This window comes from Gordonia alkanivorans (genome assembly GCF_004011905.1).
Taxonomy (GTDB): domain Bacteria; phylum Actinomycetota; class Actinomycetes; order Mycobacteriales; family Mycobacteriaceae; genus Gordonia; species Gordonia alkanivorans.
In genome coordinates, this window is record NZ_CP027114.1 from 2499875 (window position 1) to 2525686 (window position 25812).

Genomic DNA, 25812 nt, shown 5'->3' on the forward strand with positions numbered 1-25812 from the left:
TCCCCCGAAAGTATGAGGACTGCCGGTCCTCACCGGGCCTAGGGTGAACCTCATGTTCGGTTTACGCAAGCATCTGCGCGCGGCCGGCGGCGACTTCGTTGACTGGGCGTCCACCGCGCCCATCGCCCAGGACCCCGCGGTGCGTGCCTACTTCTCCAAACGGGTCAACTGGTTCTTCTTCGTCGTCGCCTTGATCATGTACTCGATCGCCTGGCCGACGCTGCCCGTCACGCATGCCGTGCCCGTCTTCCTACTGCCTCTTGTCGCGGCGTTCGCGGCACTGCCGATCGCGCTCGCCTGGTCGGCGCCACTGGTCGGCTGGGCGATCTCGGTGGTCTCGGCTCAGGTCATCGGCTTGATCGTGCCGACGCACAGCGGGTGGGAGCTGACCATCCAGGTCACTCACTTCATCGAGTTGCTCGTGCTGACCTTCATGGTCATGCTCCGCTGCCAGCTGCGGTGGATACCGGTGGTGTGGCTGACGACCTCCCTCGTCGTCGCCTATGCGGTTCACCCGGCGTGGATCGTCGGGATCTCGGTGCTCGCGGTGGTCGTGACACTGCTCCGCGGACTGATGGCGTCACGACGGCAACTCGCCGTGCGCACGAAACAGACCGAGGAGGCGGAGGCGGAATCCGCAGTGTTGCAGGAGCGTGCACGCATCGCCCGCGACCTGCACGACGTGGTGGCTCACCGGATGTCGATGGTCGTCGTCATGTCGCAGACCGCGCGGTACCGGATCGACGACGTCTCACCCGCTGCGGCAGCCGAATTCGACGCCATCGCCGACGCCGCCCGGACCTCGCTCGACGAGGTGCGGCAGCTGCTCGGGGTGTTGCGGATCGAGGGTGCCGAGACCGTCGCGGCCCCCAATCCGGGACTGGCGCAGGTCGAGTCGCTCGTCGACGAGACCCGTCGGGCCGGCTCCGAGGTCACCCTGAACCGGGAGGTCGACGATGAGATGGTCGGTGAGTCGGCGGCACTCGTCATCTACCGGATCGTCCAGGAGTCGCTCGCCAACGCCACCCGGCACGCGCCGGGCAGCCGCACCCTGGTGAGCGTCACCCCGGGGGAACACGGCACGGTCGAGGTGGCCGTGGTCAACTCGGCTCCGACGGCGGCGCCCCTCGGGATCGGCGGTAACGGCGTCGGCATCCCCGGAATGCTCGAACGTGCTCAGGCAGTGGGCGGTTCGCTCCTCGCGGCACCGACGGTCGAGGGCGGGTTCGCGGTGCGCGCGCGTATCCCGGCGACACCGCCACGGGACGGCATCCTGCCCGACGCGGCCCGGTCCGTAACGACGCCGAAGGTCCCCTCACCGGCCTCCGACCAGTAGCGTGTCAGGCGTGCCGATCAACGCGGAACCGCTACAAGCACAGGGCAGCTCCCGCCCGATCACCGTCGTCATCGCCGACGACCAGGCGATGGTCCGACAAGGCTTCTCGGCCCTCCTCGCCGCTCAGTCCGACCTGTCTGTGCTCGGGGACGCGGCCGACGGCGTCGAGGCGGTCGAGGTGTGCAAGCGTGCGCGGCCCGACGTCGTCCTGATGGACGTGCGGATGCCACGCAAGGACGGACTCTGGGCGGCCGAACAGATCCTGTCGGCGGGACTCGAACCGCCGACCCGCGTGCTGATGCTCACCACTTTCGACATCGACGACTACGTCTACGAGGCCTTGCGGATCGGCGCATCGGGGTTCCTGCTCAAGGACGCGCCGGCCGACGAACTCGTGCGTGCGGTGCGGGTGGTCGCCGCCGGTGAGGCCCTGCTCGCGCCGTCGATCACCAAGCGGCTCATCACCGAGGTGACCGCCCGGCGTCGACGCCCCGCCCGGAACCCGGCGCTGGAACACCTCACCCCGCGGGAGCGGGAGGTGCTGGACCTGGTGGCCGACGGCAAGTCGAACGCGGAGATCGGCGCCGACCTCTACGTCACCGAACAGACCGTCAAGACCCACGTGAGTAGTCTCCTGGGCAAGCTGCGACTGCGGGACCGCGCGCAGGCGGTCGTATTCGCCTACGAGAACGGCATCAAGTGAATTCGTGCTCAGCGGGCAGGGCACCCGCGCACTAGATTGGGTGTGTTCGTCGCGTTCGAGAGGGAGGGTCTCACCACATGGCCAAGAGATTCGGCATTCTCACCTCCGGTGGTGACTGCCCCGGACTGAACGCCGTCATCCGCGGTGCGGTGCTCAAGGGTGAAACCGTCTACGGTCACGAGTTCGTCGGCTTCAAGGACGGCTGGGCGGGTCTCGTCTACGGCGACATCATGGAGTTGAACCGCTCGACGGTCCGCGGTCTGTCCCACGAGGGCGGAACGATTCTCGGCACGAGCCGATTCGGGCCCTACACCGAACCCGACGGTGGTCCCGACAACATCAAGAAGGTGCTCAAGAACCTCGGTGTCGACGGGGTCATCGCGATCGGCGGCGACGGCACGGCCGCGGCGTCGAAGCGTCTGTTCGACGACGGCATCAACATCGTCGGCGTGCCCAAGACCATCGACAACGACATCGACGCCACCGACTACACGTTCGGGTTCAACACCGCCGTCGAGATCGCGACCGAGGCCATCGACCGCCTGCGCACCACCGGCAACTCGCACAAGCGATGCATGGTGCTCGAGGTCATGGGCCGCCACGCCGGCTGGATCGCGCTGCACTCGGGTATCGCCGGCGGTGCGCACGTGATCCTCATCCCGGAGAACCCCGAGAGTCTCGACCAGATCTGCGCGTGGGTGACCAGCGTCAAGGCCCGCGGCCGTTCGCCGATGGTCGTCGTCGCCGAGGGGTTCAAACTCCCCGAGATGACGGAGGCGTACTCCACCAAGGGCCTCGACGGCTTCAACCGTCCGCGGCTCGGCGGCGTCGGCGAGGTGCTGGCCCCGCTCATCGAGGAGCGCACCGGCATCGAGACGCGGGCCACCGTGCTCGGCCACATCCAGCGCGGCGGCGTGCCGTCGGCCTACGACCGCGTCCTCGCCACCCGCATGGGTATGGCGACCGCCGACCTGGTCGCCGAGAAGGGCTGGGGTCAGATGGTCGCCCTCCACGGCACCCGGATCGACCGGATCACCTTCGACGAGGCGCTCGGCGAGCTGAAGACCGTCCCGCAGGATCAGTACCAGGAGATCCGGGTCATCTTCGGCTAGACCGGCACGACTGCGGCCGGCTCGCGCGGAATGACGATCCACAGTGCCAGGTAGATCAGGACCTGCGGGCCGGGGAGCAGCATCGACAGCACGAACAGGACGCGGACCAGGGTCGGGTCCCATCCCCAGCGTTCGGCGATGCCGCCGCAGACGCCACCCAGCCAGGCGTTCGAACGGGAGCGCGTCAGTCGCGGGGCGGACGAAGCGGGCTGTGCGGTGGTCATCGGGGTCTCCCTGCTGATCGAGGTGATGTGGGTCGGTGAACTGATGTCTACGACGGTAGGTCCGCCGACCCGTTCCCGGCATCGGTGATCACCCTGAACGTTCCCCTGGGATATCGCCGCATAAACTGGCAGCCATGACTTCCGCCGCCGTCGAACTGTTGGAGTACGACGAGGTCATCGCCGCTTTCGATCCGGTGATGGGCCTCGAGGTGCACGTCGAGCTGGGTACCGCGACCAAGATGTTCTGCGGATGCCCGACCGACTTCGGCGCCGAGCCCAATACCCAGGTGTGCCCGGTGTGCATCGGCCTGCCCGGTTCGCTGCCGGTCGCCAACGCCAAGGCCGTCGAGTCCGCGATCCGCATCGGCCTGGCACTGAACTGCTCGATCCGGCCGTCGAGCAAGTTCGCGCGGAAGAACTACTTCTACCCGGACCAGCCGAAGAACTACCAGATCTCGCAGTACGACGAGCCCACCTCATACGACGGCTACCTCGATGTCCTGCTCGCCGACGGCACCACGTGGCGCGTCGAGATCGAGCGCGCACACATGGAGGAGGACACCGGCAAGTCGCTGCACATCGGCGGCGCCACCGGTCGTATCCACGGTGCGAGCCACTCGCTGCTCGACTACAACCGCGCCGGCGTCCCGCTCGTCGAGATCGTCACCCGACCCATCGTCGGTGCGGGGGACCGTGCTCCCGAGGTCGCACGCGCGTACGTGACCGCGCTGCGCGACCTGCTCAAGTCCCTCGACGTGTCGGACGTGCGAATGGACCAGGGCTCGATGCGCTGCGACGTGAACCTGTCCCTGATGGCCAAGGGCGCGAGCGAGTTCGGGACCCGTACCGAGACCAAGAACGTCAACTCGCTCAAGAGCGTCGAGATCGCCGTCCGCTACGAGATGCGCCGTCAGGCAGCGATCCTGCAGGCCGGTGGCGAGATCGTGCAGGAGACCCGCCACTTCCACGAGACCGACGGCACCACGTCGGCCGGTCGTCGCAAGGAGACCGCCGAGGACTACCGCTACTTCCCGGAGCCCGATCTGCCTCCGGTGCAGCCGGATGCGGCGTGGATCGAAGAGCTGCGCGCCACCCTGCCCGAGCTGCCGTGGCTGCGCCGTGCCCGCATCCAGGAGGAGTGGGGTGTCTCCGACGAGGTCATGCGCGACCTGGTCAACGTCGGCGCCGTCGACCTCATCATCGCGACCGTCGACGCCGGTGCCTCACCCGAGGCCGCCCGCGGCTGGTGGGTGTCGTTCCTTGCGCAGCAGGCCAATTCGCGGGGCGTCGAACTCGACGGTCTCGCCATCACGCCGGCGCAGGTCGCCGAGATCATCGGACTCGTCGACGAGGGCAAGCTGACCACCAAGCTCGCCCAGCAGGTCGCCACCGCGGTGCTCGACGGTGAGGGCGAGCCGAAGCAGATCGTCGCCGACCGCGGCCTCGAGGTCGTCCGCGACGACTCCGCACTGCAGAAGGCCGTCGACGACGCACTCGCCGCCAACCCCGACATCGCCGAGAAGATCCGCGGCGGCAAGGTCCAGGCCGCAGGCAAGATCGTCGGCGACGTCATGAAGGCCACCCGCGGACAGGCCGACCCGGCGCGCGTCAAGGAACTCGTCCTCGCCGCCTGCTCGTAGACGCCACCTCCGCTGCGAGGCGTGAGGAGCGACAGCGACGACCGGCAGACGTCAGCTCCACCGGCAGACTTCGATCGAAGTCTGCGAGTCGAGATGAGGTTCGCCGGTCATCAGCGCTCAGGGAGCGGTGGCGCCCGGTCAGGTCCGGTCGTTGCCGCCGCCCTGCGGGAGGAAGCGGAACACGCGGTCGTCGGTCGGCTTCGGATTGCCGGCCTGCTTGTTGACCGTGGCCACCTGCAGGAGTCCGTTGGGCAGGGCCGCCATTCGGCCGAGCGCGCCGTAGCGCTTCTCGAGCGCGACGACCGGCGGCGTGATCGTCGGGTCCTCGAGGGTGGGTTCGCGGATGCCCTCGATGCGCTGGGTGCGGGTCGTCGAGACGAAGATGCTGCCGCCCGCGACACCGCATCCGGCGATCTGCGGCTTGTCGGGCCACGTCCACAGGACCTTGGGGCCGCCCTCTTCGATGACCTGCACACGGTCCTCGGTCGCCGTCTGGTCGGCGACATAGATGGTGCCGGAGGACTCGTTGGGGCACAGTGCGACCGATGATCCGAAGCCGGAGGCCAGGATTCGCGGGCGCGGACTGACACCCGAGGTGAACGAGGTCACCAGCAACAGCTTTCCGGCCAGCGACGACGGGTCGTCGGCGGCCGCGGGGTTCCCGGCGTCGCCCGTGGCCACCACGAGTTCGGTGGGCGTGCGGAAATACATCGAGCCCATGTTCCCGGTGGCGCCCTTGGGGATTCCGGTCAGGATCGGCTTCGGCACATCGTCGGGGGCCAGCCGCACGATCCGGTTGTCCGACGGCGTCGTGATCAGTGCGTATATCAGACGGTCCTGGGAGTAGGTGGGGGAGAAGGCGAAATCGATGAGTCCGCCGTCGCCCGAGGCGTCGACGGGTGCCTGACCGAGGACCCGTTCGGGGCCATAACGCTTGGTGGTGATGATCTTTCCGGTGGTGCGTTCGGCGACCACCGTGACCTCGCCCTGCTCGTCACCGGGCATCACCCCGCCCGTCGACGCGAGGCAGGTCGCGATCACCGCGGGGTCGGGGTCGACGCACGGACCGGTGGGCGGTGGCTGGGTGTCCCGCGGCGTCTCCGGCGGCGGCGTCGGCTCGGCCTGACCGCTCGGACGGTTGTTGGGACTGAACGCGCCGGCCTCCCGCTGACGGTCCTGTTCGGTGAAGTTCGCGCAGCCGCCCACGGTGACCGCGATCACCGCCAGAACGGCCACCAGCATTCGGCCTGTCGGCCGCCCCTTCCACATGGCGTCCACAGTAATGGTGTGCCGACTCACCCCGCCGGGGTGCGGGGACCGCACCCCGCGAGCCTCTAGAGTCGGGCTTGTGAGCGAACGCGACACGCCGAGCGCCAGGGAGCCCGATACGTCGAGCCCGCCCGCGATGAGCCCCTACGACGAGCCGACCGGCCAGATCCCGGTCCAGGATCATCCGCCGACCCCCGCACCGCGGCCCGAGGTCGATCGCGATGACTTCTACAACCGGCACGCGCGGCGGCCGGCACCGTATGCGCGGGTCGACGACCTGGACGACATCGACCCCGGCGACGTGGAGACCCGACAGACCAAGGGGAGTGCGGACAAGCCGCCGGCCACACCCGTCCCCGTACCCCCGCGCGTCCCGGAATCCTCGAAGGCCCCGGAAACTCCCCGCACGCCGGAAGCCCCGCACGCGTCGGAGCCCGATGTCGAACCGACCGTCGCATTCGAGCGTCGCGCGGCAGCCGGTTCCGACGCCGGCGACATCCCCGCCGACGACACCGCGACCCGGCCCGAACCCGCGTTGCCGCCGGTCGGCGCCGCTCGCTACGACTTCCTCGACGAAGACGACACCGCCGGCCGCTACAGCGCGAACCCGGCCGATTCGAGCGCCGCGGACACCGCCCTGCTCGACGAGGAGCCGGAGCGCAGGAGCCTGTTCGGTCGTCGCCGGAACCGGACTCCCGAGGACGAGTACGAAACCAAATCGGTCGCCGACGACGACCTCGAAGACGCGCTCGCGAAGTCCCGACGCGGCACCCTCGACCTCGGCCTGTTGCTGCTGCGCATCGCGCTCGGCGGTTTCGTCGGCGCGCACGGACTGCAGAAGCTGTTCGGACTGTGGAACGGGCCGCGCCTCAGCGGTTTCGAGCAGATGCTCGTCGACGGCGGATTCAACGCCGACTATGCGCAGATCCTCGCCATCGTCGGCGCACTCGCGGAGACGGTCGGCGGGCTCATGGTCATCGTCGGCCTCCTCACCCCGATCGGCGCCTCGGCCATCCTCGGCACGATGCTCGTCGCCGCGGCGTACCGGGTTTCCGCGGCCGGCGGCTTCGAGTTCTTCGCCGCCGCACAGGGAGCGGAGTACGAGCTGTTCCTTGCGGCCACCGCGGCCGCGGTCATCCTCACCGGGCCGGGCCTGTACTCACTGGACTACCCGCGCGGCTGGGCACGCCGACCCTTCGTCGGGTCGTTCGTGTGGCTGATCGTCGGCATCGGTGCAGCCGTCGCCGTGTGGATCCTGGCGAACGGGACCAACCCGCTGAACTGAGCTCCGCGCACAGACAACAGTGCGGGGTGCGTACCGACATCCGGTACGCACCCCGCACTCTGTGGTTCAGTGGTCAGTCGACCTGACGGACCGCGCCCTTGTCGGCCGAGGTCGCGAGCTTCGCGTAGGCGCGGAGCGCGGTGGTGACGGTGCGCTCGCGGTCCTTCGGCTGCCACGGACGCTCGGAGGCCTCCATCTTCGCGCGGCGCTCGGCGAGCACCTCGTCGTCGACGAGCACCTCGAGGCGACGGGTCTTGACGTCGATGAGGATCTGATCGCCGTCCTCGACGAGTCCGATCGCACCACCCGACGCCGCCTCCGGCGACATGTGGCCGACCGACAGACCCGACGATCCGCCGGAGAACCGGCCGTCGGTGATGAGGGCGCACTTCTTGCCCATGCCGGTGCCCTTCATGAAGGCGGTCGGGTGCAACATCTCCTGCATGCCCGGCCCGCCCGCGGGGCCCTCGTAGCGGACGACGAGCACCTCGCCGGCCTGGATGGTCTTCGACAGGATGACCTGAACGGCCTCTTCCTGGCTCTCGACCACGCGGGCCGGACCCTCGAAGTGCCACAGGTCCTCGTCGATGCCCGCGGTCTTGAGCACGGCGCCGTCGGGAGCGAGGTTGCCGCGCAGGACGCACAGCCCACCTTCGACGGTGTACGCGTGCTCGAGGTCGCGGATACAGCCGCCGGCGGCGTCGGTGTCGAGCGAACTCCAGCGGTTGGCCGTGGAGAACGGGGTCGTGGTGCGCACGCCACCCGGCGCGGCGTGGAACAGTTCGACGGCCTCGTCGGTCGCCTTGCCGCCGCGGATGTCCCAGTCGTCGAGGGCCTGGGCCAGGGTCGGGCTGTACACGGTCGAGGTGGTGTCGTCGAGCAGTCCGGCACGGCGGAGCTCCCCGAGGATCGCGGGGATTCCGCCGGCCCGGTGGACATCCTCCATGTGGTAGTCGGAGTTGGGGGAGACCTTCGACAGGCAGGGAACGTTGCGGCTGATCTCGTCGATGGTCGACAGATCGAAGTCGGCGACCTCGCCCTCCTGCGCCGCGGCGAGGATGTGCAGCACGGTGTTGGTCGAGCCGCCCATCGCGACGTCGAGCGCCATCGCGTTCCGGAAGGCGGTCGGGGTCGCGATGCTGCGCGGCAGCACCGATGCGTCGTCCTCGCGGTACCAGCGGTTCGCGGCGTCGATGACGACCTTGCCGGCGCGCTCGAACAGCGCACGACGCGCCTCGTGGGTGGCCAGCGTGGACCCGTTGCCCGGCAGGGCGAGTCCAAGGGCCTCGGTGAGGCAGTTCATCGAGTTGGCGGTGAACATGCCCGAGCACGAGCCACAGGTCGGGCAGGCGGACCGCTCGACCTCGCTCAGCCCGTCCTCGTCCACGTCGCTGTTCGCGGAGGCGGAGATCGCGGTGATCAGGTCGGTGGGGGCCTGGGCGACGCCGTCGACGACGACTGCCTTGCCGGCCTCCATCGGACCGCCGGACACGAAGACGGTCGGGATGTTCAGGCGCATCGCGGCATTGAGCATGCCGGGGGTGATCTTGTCGCAGTTGGAGATGCACACCAGCGCGTCGGCGGTGTGGGCGTTGACCATGTATTCGACGGAGTCGGCGATGATCTCGCGGGACGGCAGCGAGTAGAGCATGCCGCCGTGACCCATCGCGATGCCGTCGTCGACGGCGATGGTGTGGAACTCACGCGGGACGCCGCCCGCGGCCCGCACTGCGTCGGCGACGATGTCGCCGACATCCTTGAGGTGCACATGGCCCGGCACGAACTGCGTGTACGAGTTGGCGATCGCCACGATGGGCTTGCCGAAATCGTCGTCGGTCATACCGGTGGCGCGCCACAGGGAGCGTGCTCCGGCGGCTTCGCGGCCGACGGTGGTGGTGCGTGACCTCAAGGCTGGCATGGGTTCCTCAATATCGATCGTCGGGTCGGGCAGAGTCGGCGTCGCCGAACGGCTTCGGGCGCTGCTGGGCCGAAGTCGTTCTCCGCGTCGGACTCTTGGCGTCAACACCGCGATCCCGGGGGTTTGTCTCACTCGGGCTGTGTGGTCCCGGGACCTGGGTTGAACGGCGTCGCACGCTGAGGGTGGGCGTCGCGAGTCGCCGAGAGACCAGGCTACTCCGCTGTGACATGCGGAAACAAAACGATTCGGACGTGCCCCCGGTGCTCCGGTGGTGACCTCAGATTCCCAGAACCGCCTTGGCGATGGAGAAGTAGACGATCAGGCCGGTCGCGTCGCAGAACGTCGAGATGAACGGGGTGGAGAAGACGGCGGGGTCCACCCGGATGGATTTCGCGACGAGCGGCATCACGCCGCCGACGGTCGCCGCCATCGTGCAGATCGACACGATCGTCAGCCCGATCACCCCACCGATGTCGACGCCGTAGACCAGTGCGGCGACGGCGAACCCGACGACGCCGAGCAGCGATCCCATGGTCAGCCCGACCCGGACCTCCTTGGCGGCGACCCGGACGACGTCGCGAGTGGTGACGTCGTCGGTCGCAAGGGCACGAGTCACGGTCGTCGCGGCCTGCGATCCGGTGTTGCCGCCGATGCCGGTCAGCAGTGGGATGAACAGCGCGAGGGCGACCTTCTGCTCGAGGGTGCCCTCGAAGATCTCCAGGACGTTGACGGTGAGGATCGCCGACACCGCGAGGACGAACAGCCACACGATGCGGGCGCGGGTGATCGACAGGATCGATGCATGGAGGTACGGCTCGCGGAGCGGCTCGCGGGCGCCGGCACGGGCCTCGTCGGTGTCGCGGGCCTGTTCGACGACCTCGACCGCGTCGTCGATGGTGAGGACGCCGACCAGCCGGTTGTCGCGATCGACGACCGGCATCGCGAGAATGCCGCGGTCGACGCATCGTTGGGCGGTGGCCTCGGCGTCGTCGTCGGCGTGCGCGAACATCGGCCTGCTCATCAGGTCGGCGATGGGTTCGTCGGGTTCCGCGAGGAGAAGGTCGCGGAGGCTGACGACGCCGCACAGGGACCGCGCGACGTCGAGGACCGGCACGGTGTAGATCGTTTCGGCGGCGTGGCCGCGGTCCTTGACCCGGGTGAGTGCGGCACCCGCGGTCTCGTCGCGTCGGGCGTGGACGAACTCGGGACTCATCCGACGCCCGACCGAACCGCGCGGGTAGCCGAGCACGACGGCGGTGACGTCGCGTTCGGCGGGGGTGAGTTGCTGGATGAGTGCGCGGGCGACGCCGGCGGGCAGTTCGTCGAGGAGTTCTGCACGGTCGTCGGGGTCGAGGTGGTCGAACGCCGCCACCACCTCGGCCGTCCCGAGATCGTCGATGAGCCGACGCTGGGAGCCCGCGGAGAGATCGTCGAAGACCTCGACGGCGAGATCCTTCGGGAGGAGACGGAAGGCCACGCCCCGCGCCTGGTGGGACAGACGGTCGAGGAGCGCGGCGATGTCACCGGCGGGCAGTGCGGACAGCGCGGTCGCGGCCGCTCCGAGTTGACCGTCGGAGATCAGGTCGTCGAGTTGGTTCGCGTCGAGCATCGCGTACGTCACCCGACGAGCCTATCGGCTGGTGTCGGTGTCAAAGCCGTTCGCGCAGCGACGATTCTGTGCCGCCGGGGACGGGTCGGGCCTACTTGTCGCGGTTTGCGGCGGCCTCGAACGGATCCGGGATGCGGCCCTTGCTGACCACGTTCAGCACCGGGAGATCGCGAAAACCGATGGCGGGCAACTTGACCCGCTCACCGTCGGGGCGGACCGCACGCACCGAGCTCCACTTGGGGAACTGCAGGCCGGCGATCTCGGACCAGGGGAGTTCGGTCGTGGACAGGGCGCCGACCGCGCGCACTCCGTCCTCGGTGACGACCGTGCGGAGGCGGTGGATCCACATGTACAGAGCCACCGGGGCGACGAAGAGGAAGGCGAACCAGTACGACGCGCCGAGCAGCAGGACCACCACGAGCGCGACCATCGGCACCGTGAAGTAGGCGACACGGTTGATGCGGAAGACCACGGGATAGGGGATCTCCGCCGAGTCGTCGGGTGTCGAGGCGGCGGGGTCGCTGGAATCAGTCGGCACACATCCATTGTGCCAACACGGCCACGGTGAACGCGGCGTCGGGTCTACCGGGCAGTAGTCGGTGAGACGTCCGTCACCACCTGTGCGTTCCCATGATGTGGGACAGCGTGGTCCGGAGTTTGACTCAGAACGACGCACGGTCCTACCGTGATCTACGTGATGACGAACGGGATCCTCGTAGTAATCGGCTGGCGCGTCGCCTGACCGGTCACCTCGCAGACCCCTACCGGCATCGACGCGCCACCCTCGAACAGCGGAAGCTGTCGGGGGTTTTTTCATGTCAGGTAGTCACATCACCCCACCACCGAAATACAGACAAGATGAGGATCGTGCAGTGAGCGCACCAACAGCACGCACCGACGCCGGCCGGAATGAGCCGACGCGCAACGCCGGACTGCGTCAGCAGTCTCCCGCGGCGGGCAACCTCCGTGCGGTAGGTCAGCACACCGTCGCGCCGGAGCGCGTCAGCGGTGCGCAGTCTGTGGTCCGATCGCTCGAGGAGCTCGGGGTCGAGGTCGTCTTCGGCATCCCCGGCGGCGCGGTCCTGCCGGTCTACGACCCGCTGCTGGACTCCACCAAGGTTCGCCACGTCCTCGTGCGCCACGAGCAGGGTGCCGGTCACGCCGCCACCGGCTACGCACAGGTCGCCGGTCGTGCCGGCGTCATGATGGCGACCTCGGGCCCCGGTGCCACCAACCTGGTGACCCCGCTGGCCGACGCGCAGATGGACTCCGTCCCGGTCGTGGCGATCACCGGCCAGGTCGGCCGCTCGCTGATCGGCACCGACGCCTTCCAGGAAGCCGACATCTCCGGCATCACCATGCCGATCACGAAGCACAACTTCCTGGTCAGCCGCGCCATCGACATCCCGAAGACCATCGCCGAGGCCTTCCACATCGCCGAGAGCGGCCGTCCCGGTGCGGTTCTCGTCGACATCCCGAAGGACATCCTGCAGAGCCAGACCACGTTCTCGTGGCCGCCGCAGATCGACCTGCCCGGCTACCGTCCGGTCACCAAGCCGCACGGCAAGCAGGTCCGCGAGGCGGCTCGCCTGATCAACGCCGCCAAGGCGCCGGTCCTCTACGTCGGGGGCGGCGTCATCAAGGCCAACGCCTCCGAGGAGCTGCTCGAGCTCGCCGAACTGACCGGCATCCCGGTCGTCACGACCCTGATGGCGCGTGGCGCGTTCCCCGACAGCCACGACCAGCACCTGGGCATGCCGGGTATGCACGGCACCGTGGCAGCCGTCGGCGCCCTGCAGCGCAGCGATCTGCTGATCACCCTCGGCGCCCGGTTCGACGACCGCGTGACCGGACAGCTCGATTCCTTCGCGCCCGACGCCAAGGTCATCCACGCCGACATCGACCCGGCCGAGATCGGCAAGAACCGTCCGGTCGACGTCCCGATCGTCGGCGACTGCAAGGCGGTCATCGCCGAGCTGACCGAGACGCTGCGCGACGAGCGGGCGACCACCGGCACCACACCGGACCTGTCCGAGTGGTGGACCTACCTCGACGGCATCCGGAAGACGTACCCGCTGAGCTACGACCGTCAGACCGACGGTTCGATGTCGCCGGAGTTCGTCATCCAGGCGCTGGGCAAGGCCGCCGGACCCGACGCGGTCTACTGCGCCGGCGTCGGCCAGCACCAGATGTGGGCCGCACAGTTCATCTCCTACGAGAAGCCGCGCACCTGGCTCAACTCCGGTGGTCTGGGCACGATGGGCTACGCGGTGCCCGCCGCCATGGGCGCCAAGGCCGCCGCACCCGACACCGAGGTGTGGGCCATCGACGGCGACGGCTGCTTCCAGATGACAAACCAGGAACTGGCCACCTGCGCGATCGAGGGCATCCCGATCAAGGTCGCGCTGATCAACAACGGCAACCTGGGCATGGTCCGGCAGTGGCAGACCCTCTTCTACGAGGAGCGGTACTCCAACACCGACCTGGCGACACATTCGCGGATGATCCCGGACTTCGTGAAGCTGTCGGAAGCGTTGGGCTGCGTCGCTTTCCGCGTCGAGCGTGAGGAGGACGTCGACGACGTCATCGCGCAGGCACGGGCGATCAACGACCGCCCGGTCGTCATCGACTTCATCGTCGGCAAGGACGCCCAGGTGTGGCCGATGGTCGCCGCGGGCACCGGCAACGACGAGATCATGGCGGCCCGCAACATCCGGCCGCTGTTCGACGACGACGAGTCGGCGTCGGACCCGGTCGAGATCCACGAGACGATGAACGCCCCCCGCGGGACCGTCGACCAGCAGGTCGACAACGCTCCGGCCGACCGCGCAGCAGAGAAGGACCAGAAGTGAGCACCACCCACACCCTCAGCGTCCTGGTCGAGGACCGGCCGGGCGTCCTGGCCCGCGTCTCCGGATTGTTCTCGCGTCGCGGGTTCAACATCGAGTCGCTGGCCGTCGGACCGACCGAGCTCAAGGGGATCTCGCGGATGACCATCATGGTCTCCGTCGAGGACTTCCCACTCGAGCAGGTCACCAAGCAGCTGAACAAGCTGGTGAACGTGATCAAGATCGTCGAGCAGGACCCGGCCAACTCCGTGTCCCGCGAATTGATGATGGTCAAGGTCCGTTCGGACTCGACCGTGCGCACCGAGGTCATCGAAGTGGTGAACCTGTTCCGCGCCAAGGTCATCGACGTGTCGCCGGAGTCGCTCACCATCGAGGCCACCGGTACGTCGGAGAAGCTCGAGGCTTTGCTGCGGATGCTCGATCCTTACGGCATCCGTGAGATCGCCCAGTCCGGCGCCGTTGCGCTCGGACGCGGACCGAAGAGCATGTCGGCCAACCGCTGACCTATACACTCCGCTGGAAACAGCGGCGAGAAATTTAAAAGTCCCTCGGCGAGAGAGAAAATCGCGAGGGGCGCCACAAATCGAAGGGAAACAAAGTGGCCATCGAACTGTTCTACGACGACGACGCGGATCTGTCGATCATCCAGGGTCGCAAGGTCGCGGTGATCGGCTACGGCAGCCAGGGCCATGCGCATTCGCTGTCGCTGCGTGACTCGGGCGTCGACGTCGTCATCGGCCTGCGTGAGGGTTCCAAGTCCAAGGCCAAGGCCGAGGAGCAGGGCCTGAAGGTCCTGACCGCTTCCGAGGCTGCCGCCTGGGCCGACGTCATCATGGTCCTCGCACCCGACACCTCGCAGGCACAGATCTTCACCGAGGACATCGAGCCGAACCTGAAGGACGGCGACGCGCTGTTCTTCGGTCACGGCCTGAACATCCACTTCGGCCTGATCAAGGCTCCGGAGAACGTCACCGTCGCCATGGTCGCCCCGAAGGGCCCCGGCCACCTCGTCCGTCGTCAGTTCGTCGACGGCAAGGGTGTGCCCGCGCTCATCGCCGTCGCGCAGGACCCGAAGGGTGAGGGCCAGGCTCTCGCTCTCAGCTACGCCAGCGCAATCGGCGGTGGCCGCGCCGGAATCATCAAGACCACCTTCAAGGAAGAGACCGAGACCGACCTCTTCGGTGAGCAGGCCGTGCTGTGCGGTGGCACCGAGGAGCTGGTCAAGGCCGGCTTCGAGGTCATGGTCGAGGCCGGTTACGCACCGGAGATGGCCTACTTCGAGGTGCTGCACGAGCTGAAGCTCATCGTCGACCTCATGTACGAGGGCGGCATCGCCCGCATGAACTATTCGGTGTCCGACACCGCCGAGTTCGGTGGCTACATCTCGGGCCCGCGCGTCATCGACGCCGACACCAAGGAGCGCATGCGCGCCATCCTGAAGGACATCCAGGACGGCACCTTCGTCAAGCGCCTCGTCGCCAACGTCGAGGGCGGCAACAAGGAGCTCGAGGGCCTGCGCAAGCAGAACGCCGAGCACCCGATCGAGGTCACCGGCAAGAAGCTGCGTGACCTGATGAGCTGGGTTGATCGTCCGATCACCGAGACCGCCTGACTCTCTCTGCTCTGACCGCGGGCCCGCACCTTTCGAGGTGCGGGCCCGCCGTCGTCGGAGCGCAAAAGGGTGGGATCACGAGAGGTGCGGCGGGGCAGAAGATGTCCCGGAAATGCACAACGCCCCGGGTGTGAACCCGGGGCGTCGCGAGGGGAAGTTCGATCAGGCGATCGTGAATCCCTTGTACTCGGGGACCGAGGCCACCCGGTTCAGGATCGGCTTGATGTTGGTGCCGGTCTCCGGACCGAAGCAGCCGAGGAAGTAGTAGGCGTTCACCATGCCGACGAGGCGGTCACCGACGACGACGGGGCTGCCGGAGTCGCCTTCGATCACGCACAGCTGGCTCAGATGGACGTCACCCTCGGAGAACCAGGCGATGCCACAGGTGTTGCCGGTGGTGCGACCTTCCTTGCACGCGATGGTGGGGAAGCCGATGGGGCGGGGATCGACCGAGCGGATCGTCACGCCGCGGACGGTGCGCAGCGGCACGACCTTCGAGGCGTCCATCTGGATGATCGCCATGTCGAGGTCGGAGAACGAATGGGTGATGGTGCCGGCCTGCCCGCGGTCCTGGAAGGTCTCCGAGTAGACCTTCTGGCCGGGGTTACCGCAGTGTCCCGCGGTGATGCCGATGAGCTTGCCGGTCTTGGAGCGGCCGATCGTCGTCAGGGTGCAGGCTGCAGCGGAGTTTCCACCCTTGAGGACAAGAATTCCAGAGCCGCCCCCGAGGAAGATCTTCGCCGGGGCCGCGACCGCGACACCCGCTCCCCAGCCGGCGAGCACCGTCGCAGCCAAAACCGCCAACAGTGCCGTCAGCTTCTTCGTCATCCGCTCTCCACTTCTGATTCGCAATGCGCCGAAACGCCTGCCGGAACTGGTCGCGGCAGGCGGTCAAAACACACCGTACCGGGACTCTCCGGCGTTCGCTCCTGCGTGGGATCGACCCGCGGTCGGTTTGCAACCCTTCCGTGATGCTTGCCGCAGCGCGCCGTAACCCCCGTCACACTCTACCCAGCCGCGCGGACACGGCGTCACTTCCAGGGTAGACCGCCTGTTCGGGGCCATCTACCAGACCTTTAAGCTGTGACACGGAGAGTCCTCGACGCTCCGTCCCGCCAAAGGTGAGAAATCGCACCTGCCCCGAACCTGGAGAAAAGACTGTGAGCTCTGCTGGCCGCCCGGTCGTACTCATCGCCGACAAGCTGGCGCCGTCCACCGTGGAAGCACTCGGTGACGGTGTCGAGGTGCGCTGGGTCGACGGCCCGGACCGTCCCAAGCTGCTCGAGGCCGTCGTCGACGCCGACGCCATCCTCGTGCGTTCCGCGACGACTGTCGACGCCGAGGTCCTCGACGCCGGCAAGAAGCTGAAGATCATCGCGCGCGCCGGTGTCGGTCTCGACAACGTCGACGTCCCCGCCGCCACCGAACGCGGCGTCATGGTCGTCAACGCGCCCACCTCCAACATCCACACCGCCGCCGAGCACGCCATCGCGCTGCTGATGTCGGCGTCGCGCCAGATCCCGGCCGCCGACGCCACCCTGCGTGAGAAGACGTGGAAGCGTTCGGCTTTCAACGGCGTCGAGATCTTCGACAAGACCGTCGGCGTCGTCGGCCTCGGCCGCATCGGTCAGCTGGTCGCCGCACGTCTGGCCGCCTTCGAGACCCACATCATCGCGTACGACCCCTACGTCTCGCCGGCCCGTGCCGCCCAGCTCGGTATCGAACTGGTCAGCCTCGACGAGCTCCTCGAGCGCGCCGACTTCATCACCGTGCACCTGCCCAAGACGCCCGAGACCCTCGGTCTCATCGGCGCCGAGCAGCTCGCCCGCACCAAGAAGGGCGTCGTCATCGTCAACGCCGCCCGCGGTGGTCTGATCGACGAGCAGGCACTGGCCGACGCCATCAACTCCGGCCAGGTCCGCGCCGCCGGCCTCGACGTCTTCGCGACCGAGCCCTGCACCGACTCGCCGCTGTTCGACCTCCCGCAGGTCGTCGTGACCCCGCACCTCGGCGCCTCCACCAGCGAGGCCCAGGACCGTGCCGGCACCGACGTCGCCAAGAGCGTCCGCCTCGCCCTGGCCGGTCACTTCGTGCCCGACGCCGTCAACATCACCGGCGGCGCGGTCGACGAAGAGGTCGCCCCGTGGCTCGAGGTCGCCCGCAAGGCCGGTGTCCTCGTCGGCGCCATCAGCAAGGAGCCGCCGACCTCGCTGGTCGTCGACGTCCGCGGTGAGCTGGCCGCCAAGAGCGTCGACGTCCTCGGACTCTCCGCGCTGCGCGGTCTGTTCTCGGCCGTCCTCGACGAGCCGGTCACCTTCGTCAACGCTCCGGCCGTCGCCGAGAGTCGCGGCGTCACCTGCGAGGTGACCACCGCTCCGGATAGCCCCAACCACCGCAGCGTCGTCGACGTGAAGGCCGTCTTCGCCGATGGTTCGGTTCACAACGTCTCCGGCGCGCTCACCGAGCCGCGCCTGGTCGAGAAGATCGTCAACATCAACGGTCGCAACTTCGACCTCCGCGCCGAGGGCCACAACCTGGTCGTCAGCTACGCGGATCGTCCGGGCTCGCTCGGCAAGATCGGCACCCTGCTCGGCGATGCCGGGGTCGACATCCTCGCCGCTGGTCTGTCCCAGGACGCCGAGGGCGGCGGCGCGACCATGATGCTGCGCATCAGCAGCGTGCTCGCCGACGACGTCGTCGAGGCGATCGGCTCGGCCGTGGGCGCCACTCTGATCGAGCAGGTGGACCTCTCGTGAAACTCGCAATCATCGCCGGCGACGGCATCGGTCCCGAGGTCATCGGGGAGGCACTCGGCGTCCTCGAGACCGTCGTTCCGTCGGTGAGCACCACCGAGTTCGATCTCGGTGCTCGCCGCTACCACCGCAACGGCGAACTCCTCACCGAGGACGACCTCGAGTCGCTGCGCAGCCACGACGCAATCCTGTTGGGCGCCATCGGCGATCCGTCGGTGCCGCCGGGCATCCTCGAGCGCGGTTTGCTGCTCACCATGCGTTTCGCCCTCGATCACCACGTGAACCTGCGTCCGTCGCGCCGGTACCCGGGTGTCACCTCGCCGCTGGCGGGCGACCCCGAGATCGATTTCGTCGTCGTCCGCGAGGGCACCGAGGGTCCGTACACCGGCAACGGCGGTGCGATCCGCGTCGGCACCCCCCACGAGGTCGCGACCGAGGTCAGCGTCAACACCCGCTTCGGCGTGGAACGCGTGGTGCGCAACGCCTTCGGGCGGGCGCAGCAGCGTCGTAAGAAGCTGACGCTGGTCCACAAGACCAACGTGCTCGGCTTCGCCGGATCGTTGTGGAGCCGCGCGGTCGAGGAAATCGGTGCCGAGTTCCCCGACGTCACCACTGACTACTGCCACGTGGACGCGGCGACCATCTACATGGTCACCGATCCGGGCCGCTTCGACGTGATCGTCACCGACAACCTGTTCGGCGACATCATCACCGACATCGCGGCTGCCGTCAGTGGCGGCATCGGACTCGCGGCGTCGGGCAACATCGATGCCACCGGCGCGAATCCGTCGATGTTCGAGCCGGTTCACGGTTCGGCACCGGACATCGCCGGCCAGGGCAAGGCCGATCCGACCGCTGCCATCCTGTCGACGGCACTGCTGCTCCAGCACCTCGGCGAGAACGACGCCGCGGCCCGGATCGAGAAGGCTGTCGCCGACGACCTCGCCGAGCGCAGCGGACCGGTTGTCACCAGCGAGGTCGGCAAGCGCATCCGCGAACGCCTCTCCTGAGGTTCCGCGAACCAGCACCAACGCATCAACCCACCACCCGGCGATCGGGTGGTGGGTTGATCCGTATGTGCTGAGGTCTGAGGTCGCGGTCAGGTCAAACTCTCACGGGCTCCTCGACGAGGCGCTGTGCGTCGCGCGGGACCAGGGGAGTGGCGACCAGCGGTGCGAGCGCGGTGACCGCGAACGCCGCCGGGAAACCGACCGCTGCGATCAGTGCGCCCAGCACGGGCGTCGTCGCGGCGGTGACCAGGTACTGGCCCGTGTTCTGCACCGCGAGTCCGCGTCCGCTCCAGTCGGGCCCGGCGAACTCGGCGATGGCGGTAAACGCCAAGCCGTTGTCGGCCACCGAGATCACGCTCGCCACGGCCATCAGTGCGGGGGCCACGGGGCTGTCGAACCAATCCGCCACTGCGAGAGCGCACATCGATGCGATGCCGGCGACCGCGATGATCCGGATCGGGCGCATCCGGGAGAGCCAGGCGTCCGACCATCGACCCGCGGCGATCCGGCCGAGCGCGCCGACCACCTGTGTCACGGTGATCAGGATGCCGGCGCCGGCCGGCGACCAGTCGTGCGCCACGATCAGCCACGTGGGTACGAAGGTCCACATCATCGACTGCGGTACGACGAGCAGCATGCTGACGGTGTGAACCCGGGCGAGGAACGAATTGCCCCGGTAGGGGTTTCGAGTGATCGCCGGAGCATCGTCGTGGCCGCTGGGTGTCGCCCGGCGCGACGGGTCGCTGATGCCGATCAGCACCGCCAGCAAGCCGACGGCGGTGATCACGGCCGGGATGGCCAGTGCCGCAGCGGGTCCGTGGGTGGCGGCGACAACCGGCATGGTCAACGCGCACACCCCGATACCCAGAGGTTGCGCCATCTGCCGAATCCCCATCGCGGTGCCACGCTGATGGGCGGGGAACCAGCCCACCACGATTCGGCCGCTGGCGCCGTTGGCGGCGCCGGAACCGATGCCGCCCACCAGGAGAGCGGCTCCCACAAGGGCATACGACGCATCCGTGGCCGCAGCAACGGCCGCGCCGGTGGCGCCGACCAGCGAGATCGACAGGGAGATCAGCAGAATCCGGCGTTCGCCGTAACGGTCCAGCAGAATTCCCCACAGGAATGTGGCCATCGTGAGGCCGATGGTGGGGACGGCGGCGAGCGTCGACGCCGCGGTGAGGGTCAGCTCCGCATCGGTGTGCAGCGCGGGTATCAGATACGCGACGCCGCTCACGACGCAGGTGGTCGTCAGCGCGGCGAGCAGTGAGCATCCGAGGATGACCCATCTCCTGGTGTTGGAAATGATGCCGATGTCATCCATCCGAACTCACCCCGCTCTCTACTATCTCATACTATGGGACTTGAGGTTCACATTGTAAGAACGGCGAGGTGGTTCGCCAACTCGGCTCTCAACCGATGGGATCAGTCGGTGCGATAGGGTCTGGACATGCGCTTAGGTCGAATTGCGAGTCCCGACGGAGTGGCCTTCGTGTCCGTCGAAGGGGAGGGCGACGACGCTGTCGCCAAGGAGATCGCCGAGCATCCGTTCGGCACCCCGACGTTCACCGGTCGTTCCTGGAAACTGGCCGACGTCCGTGTGCTGGCTCCGATCCTGGCCAGCAAGGTGATCTGCATTGGCAAGAACTACGCCGCACATGCGGCCGAGATGGGTGGTGAGGCACCGGCCGACCCGGTGATCTTCATCAAGCCGAACACCTCGATCATCGGTCCCGAGGTCCCGATCGTGCGCCCGCCGTCGTCGGAACGTGTGGACTACGAAGGTGAACTCGCCGTCGTCATCGGACGTCCCTGCAAGGACGTCAAGGCCGGCCAGGCCAAGGACGTCATCCTGGGTTACACGATCGCCAACGACGTGACCGCCCGCGATCAGCAGAAGGCCGACGGTCAGTGGACGCGGGGCAAGAGCTACGACACCTTCTGCCCGCTCGGTCCCTGGATCGAGACGTCCTTCGATCCGTCCGACGTCGAACTCGTCACCGAGCTCGACGGCGAGGTCAAGCAGCGCACACGGACGTCGTTGATGCTGCACGACATCGGTGAGATCGTCGAGTGGATCACGCGGATCATGACCCTGCTCCCCGGTGACGTGATCCTCACGGGCACGCCCGAAGGAGTGGGACCCATGGTCGCCGGACAGCGGGTCTCGGTGACCGTCAACGGAATCGGCACGCTCTCCAATCCGGTGGTGGACAAGGCATGACAGCTCCCAGCACGGCACGCGTCAACGGCATCGACATCTCCTACAGCGTGGCCGGGAGCGGCCCGCTCGTCGTGATGGTGATGGGGACCGGAAGTCCCGGTCGCGTGTGGAAGGCCAATCAGGAACCGGCGCTGGTGAAGGCGGGCTACACCGTCGTCACCTTCGACAACCGCGGCATCGCCCCGTCGTCGGAGTGTGCGGAGGGTTTCAGCCTCGACGACATGGTCGCCGACACGGCCGCGCTCATCGAGTATCTGGACCGCGGTCCGGCCATCGTCGTGGGGACCTCGCTGGGCGCCCGGATCACCCAGGAACTCGCACTGGCCCGGCCCGACGTCGTCAAGGCCGCTGTCCTCATCGCCACCTACGGGCGCAACACCCCGCTGCAGGAAGCGATCTCGGCCGGCGAGCGCGCGCTCTACGACAACAAGATCAAGCTGCCGCCGGAGTACGAGGCCGCCATCACGGCTCATCTCAACCTGTCTCCGCACACCCTCGACGACGACCGCTCGGCCCGTGACTGGCTCGACATCATCGGGTTCTCGCCGCAGACGATCACCCCGGGAGTGCGTGCGCAGCTCGAACTCCACCACAAGGAGTCCGACCGGCTCTCGGCGTACCGCAACATCACCCGCCCGACGCTCGTCGTCGGTTTCGCCGACGACCGCACATTGCCGCCGAAGCTGGCTCGCGAGGTGGCCGAGGCGATTCCGGGCGCGGAGTACGTGCAGATCGAACGTGCCGGGCATTTCGGCTATCTCGAACAACCGGCCGAGGTGAACCGCGTGCTCGTCGACTTCTGCGGGCGGTTCCGGGACTGAACGCGCCGGTCAGCGCCTGAGGCGGTTTCGATACCCTGAGGGTCATGACCAGTAGTGAAGCCGTACGAGTCCGATTCTGTCCGTCCCCGACCGGTACACCCCATGTGGGACTCGTGCGGACCGCGCTGTTCAACTTCGCCCAGGCGCGTCACGACGGCGGAACCTTCGTGTTCCGCATCGAGGACACCGACGCCTCGCGCGACAGCGAGGAGTCGTACCAGGCGATCCTCGACGCGCTGCGCTGGCTCGGGATGGACTGGGACGAGGGGCCCGAGGTCGGTGGCCCCTACGGTCCCTACCGTCAGTCGGAGCGTCGTGACATCCATGCCGACGTCGTCGCGCGCCTGCTCGAGGCGGGGGAGGCCTACGAGGCCTTCTCCACCCCCGAGGAGGTCGAGGCGCGGCACAAGGCGGCCGGACGCGACCCCAAGCTCGGCTACGACAACTTCGACCGCGACCTCACCGACGAGCAGCGGGAGGCCTACCGCGCCGAGGGTCGCAAACCGGTTGTGCGCCTGCGTATGCCGGACATCGACCTCTCCTGGGACGACCTGGTCCGCGGTACGACGACGATCAAGGCCGGCACCGTTCCGGACTTCGCGCTGACCCGCGCATCGGGGGACCCGCTGTACACGTTGGTCAACCCGGTCGACGACGCCATGATGAAGATCACCCACGTTCTGCGCGGTGAGGATCTTCTCTCCTCGACGCCGCGTCAGCTCGCGCTGTACGAGGCGCTCATCCGTATCGGTGTCGCCGACTTCGTGCCGAAGTTCGCCCATCTCCCGTTCGTGATGGGCGAGGGCAACAAGAAGCTGTCCAAGCGCGACCCCCAGTCGAACCTCTTCCATCACCGCGACCGCGGATTCATCCCCGAGGGGCTGCTCAACTACCTGGCCTTGCTCGGGTGGGGTTTCTCCAGCGACAACGACGTCTTCTCGCTTGACGAGATGATCGCGGCTTTCGATGTGCGACAGGTCAATTCGAATCCGGCGCGCTTCGACCAGAAGAAGGCCGACGCGATCAACGCCGAACACATCCGCCGGCTCGAACTCGGTGACTTCACCGCGCGCCTCAAGGAGTTCCTGGTCGGTCACGGCCACCTGTCGGAGCCGGTCGACGATGTGAGTTTCGCCGCACTCGCCGAACTCGTCCAGACGCGCATCCAGGTCCTCGGCGACGCCTGGGACCTCATCAAGTTCGTCTACGTCTCCGACGACGACTTCACCATCGACGAGAAGGCCGCGAGCAAGAATCTGGGCGCCGATGCGGTGGCCGTTCTCGACGCCACGATCGCCGCTGTCGAGCCGCTGGCGTCCTGGACCACCCCGGAGCTGCAGGACGCGCTCAACGCGGCTCTGGTGGACGGTATGGAGCTCAAACCGCGCAAGGCGTTCGGTCCGGTGCGTGTCGCCGTCACCGGTTCGCAGGTGAGTCCGCCGCTCTTCGAGTCGATGGAGATCCTGGGTCGCGACAAGACCCTCGCGCGTCTCGCCGCAGCCCGGGAGATCGCCGGGAAATAGCCCTCTGAACTGCGCGTTTGTGGACTTCCGGTAACCCTTTGCTATTGTCTTCCTCGGCACTTTTCCTCAGGGAAAAGGGAAGTCCATGGGGTATGGTGTAATTGGCAACACAGCTGATTCTGGTTCAGCCATTCTAGGTTCGAGTCCTGGTACCCCAGCGAACTGAAGAAGATCGAGACCGCGAGGTCCGATCGCTGGAAGTTCCTTGGCCCCGTCGTCTAGCGGCCTAGGACGCCGCCCTCTCAAGGCGGTAGCGCGGGTTCGAATCCCGTCGGGGCTACAGAAGCTCCCTCTTCCTGCTCAGGCAGGAGGGGGGAGTTTTTCACTGCAAGGTGAGTGCGGCCGGACCCGTGCTAGGGTCTGGTTCGCCGGAAAGTTCCAGGGCCCCGTCGTCTAGCGGCCTAGGACGCCGCCCTCTCAAGGCGGTAGCGCGGGTTCGAATCCCGTCGGGGCTACAGAAGCACCCTCCCTCTGTCCAGCAGGGGGAGGGTGCTTTTCTCTGTGCGACAGAGCAACTCGCCCGTATCGCGATGTGGTGATCGCGAGACGGGCGAGTCCGTGAGTGCGGGGATTGGGTTACAGGTACTGCGCGGTGCTTCCCGACGCCGGCATCTCCGGGATGCCGAGCTTGCGGTGATCCCACGAGCGGACGCGTGAGGGCACCAGGCGGACGGCCACGCGCTTGTGCATCATCTGCTCGACGAAGGGACGCGACTCCTCGGTGTAAGGGGCTGTGTAGCGCTCCCAGACGCTGATCCCTATCTTCAGGCAGGAGTCGGGGTCGTCGAGGATCTCGGCGGTTCCCTCGAAGCTGACGCCGCGCAACGTGTCGTAGGTGTCGCCGTCCTCGATCATCACCGTGCACCGGTTGTTGCGGCGGAGGTTGACCGCCTTCTGCGACTTGGACTTCGTCTCGAACCAGATCTCGCCGTCGATGACGCCGTACCACATGGCGACGAGGTGGATGCCGCCGTCGGGGCCCGTGGTCGCGAGGGTGGCCGTGCGGCTGCGCGTGACGAAGTCCTCGATCTCGGCGTCGGACATGACGATCTGGTTGCGTTGGTTGACTCCCATGTGACGAAGCTATCCGACGGGCCCGTCACACGGAACGGTCACTATCGGGAGCGGCTGTGAAGGTGACTCAGGCGCGGGAGGTCTGCAGGCGCTTGTGGATCGCGTCTGCGGCGGCGAGGAGATCGGCGGCCCACCGGGCGCCGGGCCGTCGGCCCATGCGGTCGATCGGGCCGGACACCGAGATCGCCGCGACGACGTCGCCGTTGCCGTCGCGCACGGGCGCCGAGACGCTCGCCACGCCCGCGGCACGTTCGCCGGCACTCTGGGCCCAGCCGCGGCGTCGGATCTCGTGCAGTGTTCGTTCACCGAAGACGCTGTCGTGCAGCAGTGCACGCTGCGTCGCGGGTTCGGCCCAGGCGAGTAGGACCTTGGCCGCGGAGCCGGCGGTCATCGGGAAGCGCGTTCCGACGGGCACGGTGTCGCGGAGTCCGGTCGGCGGTTCCATCGCCGCCACGCACACGCGCTCGGCGCCTTCGCGGCGATAGACCTGTACCGATTCGCCGGTGATGTCGCGGAGCCGGGGAAGGACCATCAGGGCCGACTCGGTCACGGGATCGTGGGCGGATGCGGCGAGTTCGCCGAGGGCCGGCCCCGGCTGCCAACGGCCGCTGATGTCGCGGGCGAGGAAGCGGTGGGTCTCGAGACCCACCGCCAGACGGTGGGCCGTGGCGCGCGGGAGCCCGGTCCGCTCGCACAACTCCGAGAGGTTGCACGGGGCCTCCGCGATGGCATGGAGCACAGCCACGGATTTGTCGAGTACGCCGATTCCGCTGCTGACTCCGGATGCGCTATCCTTTCCCATAGGACGATACTAGCTGTCCAAATAGTGAGATGCACGTTTCATCGCGAG

General features: G+C 67.7%; 22 protein-coding genes and 3 tRNA genes. 16 read left to right on the forward strand and 9 right to left on the reverse strand.

Annotation, left to right across the window (positions count from 1 at the left end; genetic code table 11):
• Window positions 1–52 precede the first annotated feature (52 nt).
• The 3 genes from C5O27_RS11260 (at window position 53) to C5O27_RS11270 (ending at window position 3151) form a co-directional block, all read left to right on the forward strand.
• Complete coding sequence (locus C5O27_RS11260; RefSeq protein WP_035751367.1) at window positions 53–1336, forward strand: sensor histidine kinase; 1284 nt, start codon at window positions 53–55, stop codon at window positions 1334–1336.
• A 10-nt stretch (window positions 1337–1346) separates the two neighbouring features.
• Complete coding sequence (locus C5O27_RS11265) at window positions 1347–2039, forward strand: response regulator (protein WP_035751368.1); 693 nt, start codon at window positions 1347–1349, stop codon at window positions 2037–2039.
• Window positions 2040–2116: 77 nt separating this feature from the next.
• A complete protein-coding gene (locus C5O27_RS11270) occupies window positions 2117–3151 on the forward strand; it encodes a 6-phosphofructokinase (protein WP_127962736.1) in 1035 nt (344 codons plus the stop codon).
• On the opposite strand, the gene C5O27_RS11275 is transcribed toward C5O27_RS11270, so the two are convergent.
• Window positions 3148–3375 carry a PspC domain-containing protein gene (locus C5O27_RS11275; protein ID WP_006359391.1) on the reverse strand — a complete coding sequence of 76 codons (228 nt, stop codon included), beginning with the start codon at window positions 3373–3375 and terminating at the stop codon, window positions 3148–3150. The genes C5O27_RS11270 and C5O27_RS11275 overlap by 4 nt on opposite strands.
• Window positions 3376–3509: 134 nt before the next feature.
• Here C5O27_RS11275 and gatB point away from each other — a divergent pair, with 134 nt between their 5' ends.
• On the forward strand, window positions 3510–5015 hold the full coding sequence (gene gatB, locus C5O27_RS11280) for an Asp-tRNA(Asn)/Glu-tRNA(Gln) amidotransferase subunit GatB (protein WP_127962737.1): 1506 nt from the start codon (window positions 3510–3512) through the stop codon (window positions 5013–5015).
• A gap of 138 nt (window positions 5016–5153) precedes the next feature.
• Here gatB and C5O27_RS11285 read toward each other — a convergent pair whose 3' ends face one another.
• Entirely contained in the window at window positions 5154–6257 is a 1104-nt protein-coding gene (locus C5O27_RS11285; RefSeq protein ID WP_127963824.1) for a PQQ-dependent sugar dehydrogenase, read from the reverse strand.
• A gap of 106 nt (window positions 6258–6363) precedes the next feature.
• Between C5O27_RS11285 and C5O27_RS11290 the strand changes: the two genes are divergently transcribed.
• Complete coding sequence (locus tag C5O27_RS11290) at window positions 6364–7569, forward strand: DoxX family protein (RefSeq protein WP_244216501.1); 1206 nt, start codon at window positions 6364–6366, stop codon at window positions 7567–7569.
• Between the two features lie 73 nt (window positions 7570–7642).
• Here the strand turns inward: C5O27_RS11290 and ilvD are convergent, their stop codons facing one another.
• The 3 genes from ilvD to C5O27_RS11305 form a co-directional block, all read right to left on the reverse strand.
• Window positions 7643–9487 (reverse strand): dihydroxy-acid dehydratase, encoded by a 1845-nt coding sequence (gene ilvD, locus C5O27_RS11295; RefSeq protein WP_006359387.1) that lies wholly within the window; start codon window positions 9485–9487, stop codon window positions 7643–7645.
• 277 nt (window positions 9488–9764) lie between these two features.
• Window positions 9765–11108, reverse strand: a complete 1344-nt coding sequence (gene mgtE, locus C5O27_RS11300; protein ID WP_035751250.1) for a magnesium transporter — start codon at window positions 11106–11108, stop codon at window positions 9765–9767.
• 79 nt (window positions 11109–11187) lie between these two features.
• Complete coding sequence (locus C5O27_RS11305) at window positions 11188–11634, reverse strand: PH domain-containing protein (protein WP_006359384.1); 447 nt, start codon at window positions 11632–11634, stop codon at window positions 11188–11190.
• A 334-nt stretch (window positions 11635–11968) separates the two neighbouring features.
• Here C5O27_RS11305 and C5O27_RS11310 point away from each other — a divergent pair, with 334 nt between their 5' ends.
• The 3 genes from C5O27_RS11310 to ilvC all read left to right on the forward strand — a co-directional run bounded on the left by C5O27_RS11310 (window position 11969) and on the right by ilvC (window position 15557).
• Window positions 11969–13948, forward strand: a complete 1980-nt coding sequence (locus C5O27_RS11310) for an acetolactate synthase large subunit (RefSeq protein WP_127962738.1) — start codon at window positions 11969–11971, stop codon at window positions 13946–13948.
• Window positions 13945–14448, forward strand: a complete 504-nt coding sequence (gene ilvN, locus C5O27_RS11315) for an acetolactate synthase small subunit (RefSeq protein WP_005199381.1) — start codon at window positions 13945–13947, stop codon at window positions 14446–14448. The genes C5O27_RS11310 and ilvN overlap by 4 nt, the downstream gene beginning before the upstream one ends.
• A 95-nt stretch (window positions 14449–14543) precedes the next feature.
• On the forward strand, window positions 14544–15557 hold the full coding sequence (gene ilvC / locus C5O27_RS11320) for a ketol-acid reductoisomerase (protein WP_039880683.1): 1014 nt from the start codon (window positions 14544–14546) through the stop codon (window positions 15555–15557).
• 162 nt (window positions 15558–15719) lie between these two features.
• Here the strand turns inward: ilvC and C5O27_RS11325 are convergent, their stop codons facing one another.
• Window positions 15720–16385 carry a S1 family peptidase gene (locus tag C5O27_RS11325; RefSeq protein WP_005199379.1) on the reverse strand — a complete coding sequence of 222 codons (666 nt, stop codon included), beginning with the start codon at window positions 16383–16385 and terminating at the stop codon, window positions 15720–15722.
• 332 nt (window positions 16386–16717) lie between these two features.
• Here C5O27_RS11325 and serA point away from each other — a divergent pair, with 332 nt between their 5' ends.
• Together serA and C5O27_RS11335 are read left to right on the forward strand one after the other, a co-directional pair.
• Complete coding sequence (serA, locus tag C5O27_RS11330; protein ID WP_127962739.1) at window positions 16718–18313, forward strand: phosphoglycerate dehydrogenase; 1596 nt, start codon at window positions 16718–16720, stop codon at window positions 18311–18313.
• Window positions 18310–19320 (forward strand): 3-isopropylmalate dehydrogenase, encoded by a 1011-nt coding sequence (locus C5O27_RS11335; RefSeq protein WP_006359380.1) that lies wholly within the window; start codon window positions 18310–18312, stop codon window positions 19318–19320. Before serA ends, C5O27_RS11335 begins: the two co-directional genes overlap by 4 nt.
• 94 nt (window positions 19321–19414) lie before the next feature.
• Here the strand turns inward: C5O27_RS11335 and C5O27_RS11340 are convergent, their stop codons facing one another.
• A complete protein-coding gene (locus C5O27_RS11340; RefSeq protein ID WP_006359379.1) occupies window positions 19415–20644 on the reverse strand; it encodes an MFS transporter in 1230 nt (409 codons plus the stop codon).
• 126 nt (window positions 20645–20770) lie between these two features.
• Between C5O27_RS11340 and C5O27_RS11345 the strand changes: the two genes are divergently transcribed.
• From C5O27_RS11345 to C5O27_RS11370, 6 genes are all read left to right on the forward strand, one after another.
• The gene (locus tag C5O27_RS11345; protein ID WP_006359378.1) at window positions 20771–21544 is read left to right on the forward strand and encodes a fumarylacetoacetate hydrolase family protein; all 774 of its coding nucleotides are present in this window, start codon (window positions 20771–20773) and stop codon (window positions 21542–21544) included.
• Window positions 21541–22365, forward strand: coding sequence for an alpha/beta fold hydrolase (locus tag C5O27_RS11350; protein WP_042376377.1), 825 nt, complete (start codon window positions 21541–21543; stop codon window positions 22363–22365). The genes C5O27_RS11345 and C5O27_RS11350 overlap by 4 nt, the downstream gene beginning before the upstream one ends.
• Before the next feature lie 44 nt (window positions 22366–22409).
• Window positions 22410–23888 carry a glutamate--tRNA ligase gene (gltX, locus tag C5O27_RS11355; RefSeq protein WP_075863813.1) on the forward strand — a complete coding sequence of 493 codons (1479 nt, stop codon included), beginning with the start codon at window positions 22410–22412 and terminating at the stop codon, window positions 23886–23888.
• A gap of 86 nt (window positions 23889–23974) precedes the next feature.
• Window positions 23975–24046: transfer RNA gene (locus C5O27_RS11360), tRNA-Gln, on the forward strand.
• Window positions 24047–24095: 49 nt separating this feature from the next.
• Window positions 24096–24168, forward strand: a tRNA-Glu gene (locus tag C5O27_RS11365).
• A 102-nt stretch (window positions 24169–24270) separates the two neighbouring features.
• Window positions 24271–24343, forward strand: a tRNA-Glu gene (locus tag C5O27_RS11370).
• Between the two features lie 121 nt (window positions 24344–24464).
• Here the strand turns inward: C5O27_RS11370 and C5O27_RS11375 are convergent.
• Both C5O27_RS11375 and C5O27_RS11380 read right to left on the reverse strand, forming a co-directional pair.
• Window positions 24465–24962: a PPOX class F420-dependent oxidoreductase gene (locus C5O27_RS11375; RefSeq protein ID WP_035751256.1), complete on the reverse strand. Its 498-nt coding sequence runs from the start codon at window positions 24960–24962 to the stop codon at window positions 24465–24467.
• A 67-nt stretch (window positions 24963–25029) separates the two neighbouring features.
• The gene (locus C5O27_RS11380) at window positions 25030–25764 is read right to left on the reverse strand and encodes an IclR family transcriptional regulator (RefSeq protein ID WP_127962740.1); all 735 of its coding nucleotides are present in this window, start codon (window positions 25762–25764) and stop codon (window positions 25030–25032) included.
• Between the last annotated feature and the right edge of the window lie 48 nt (window positions 25765–25812).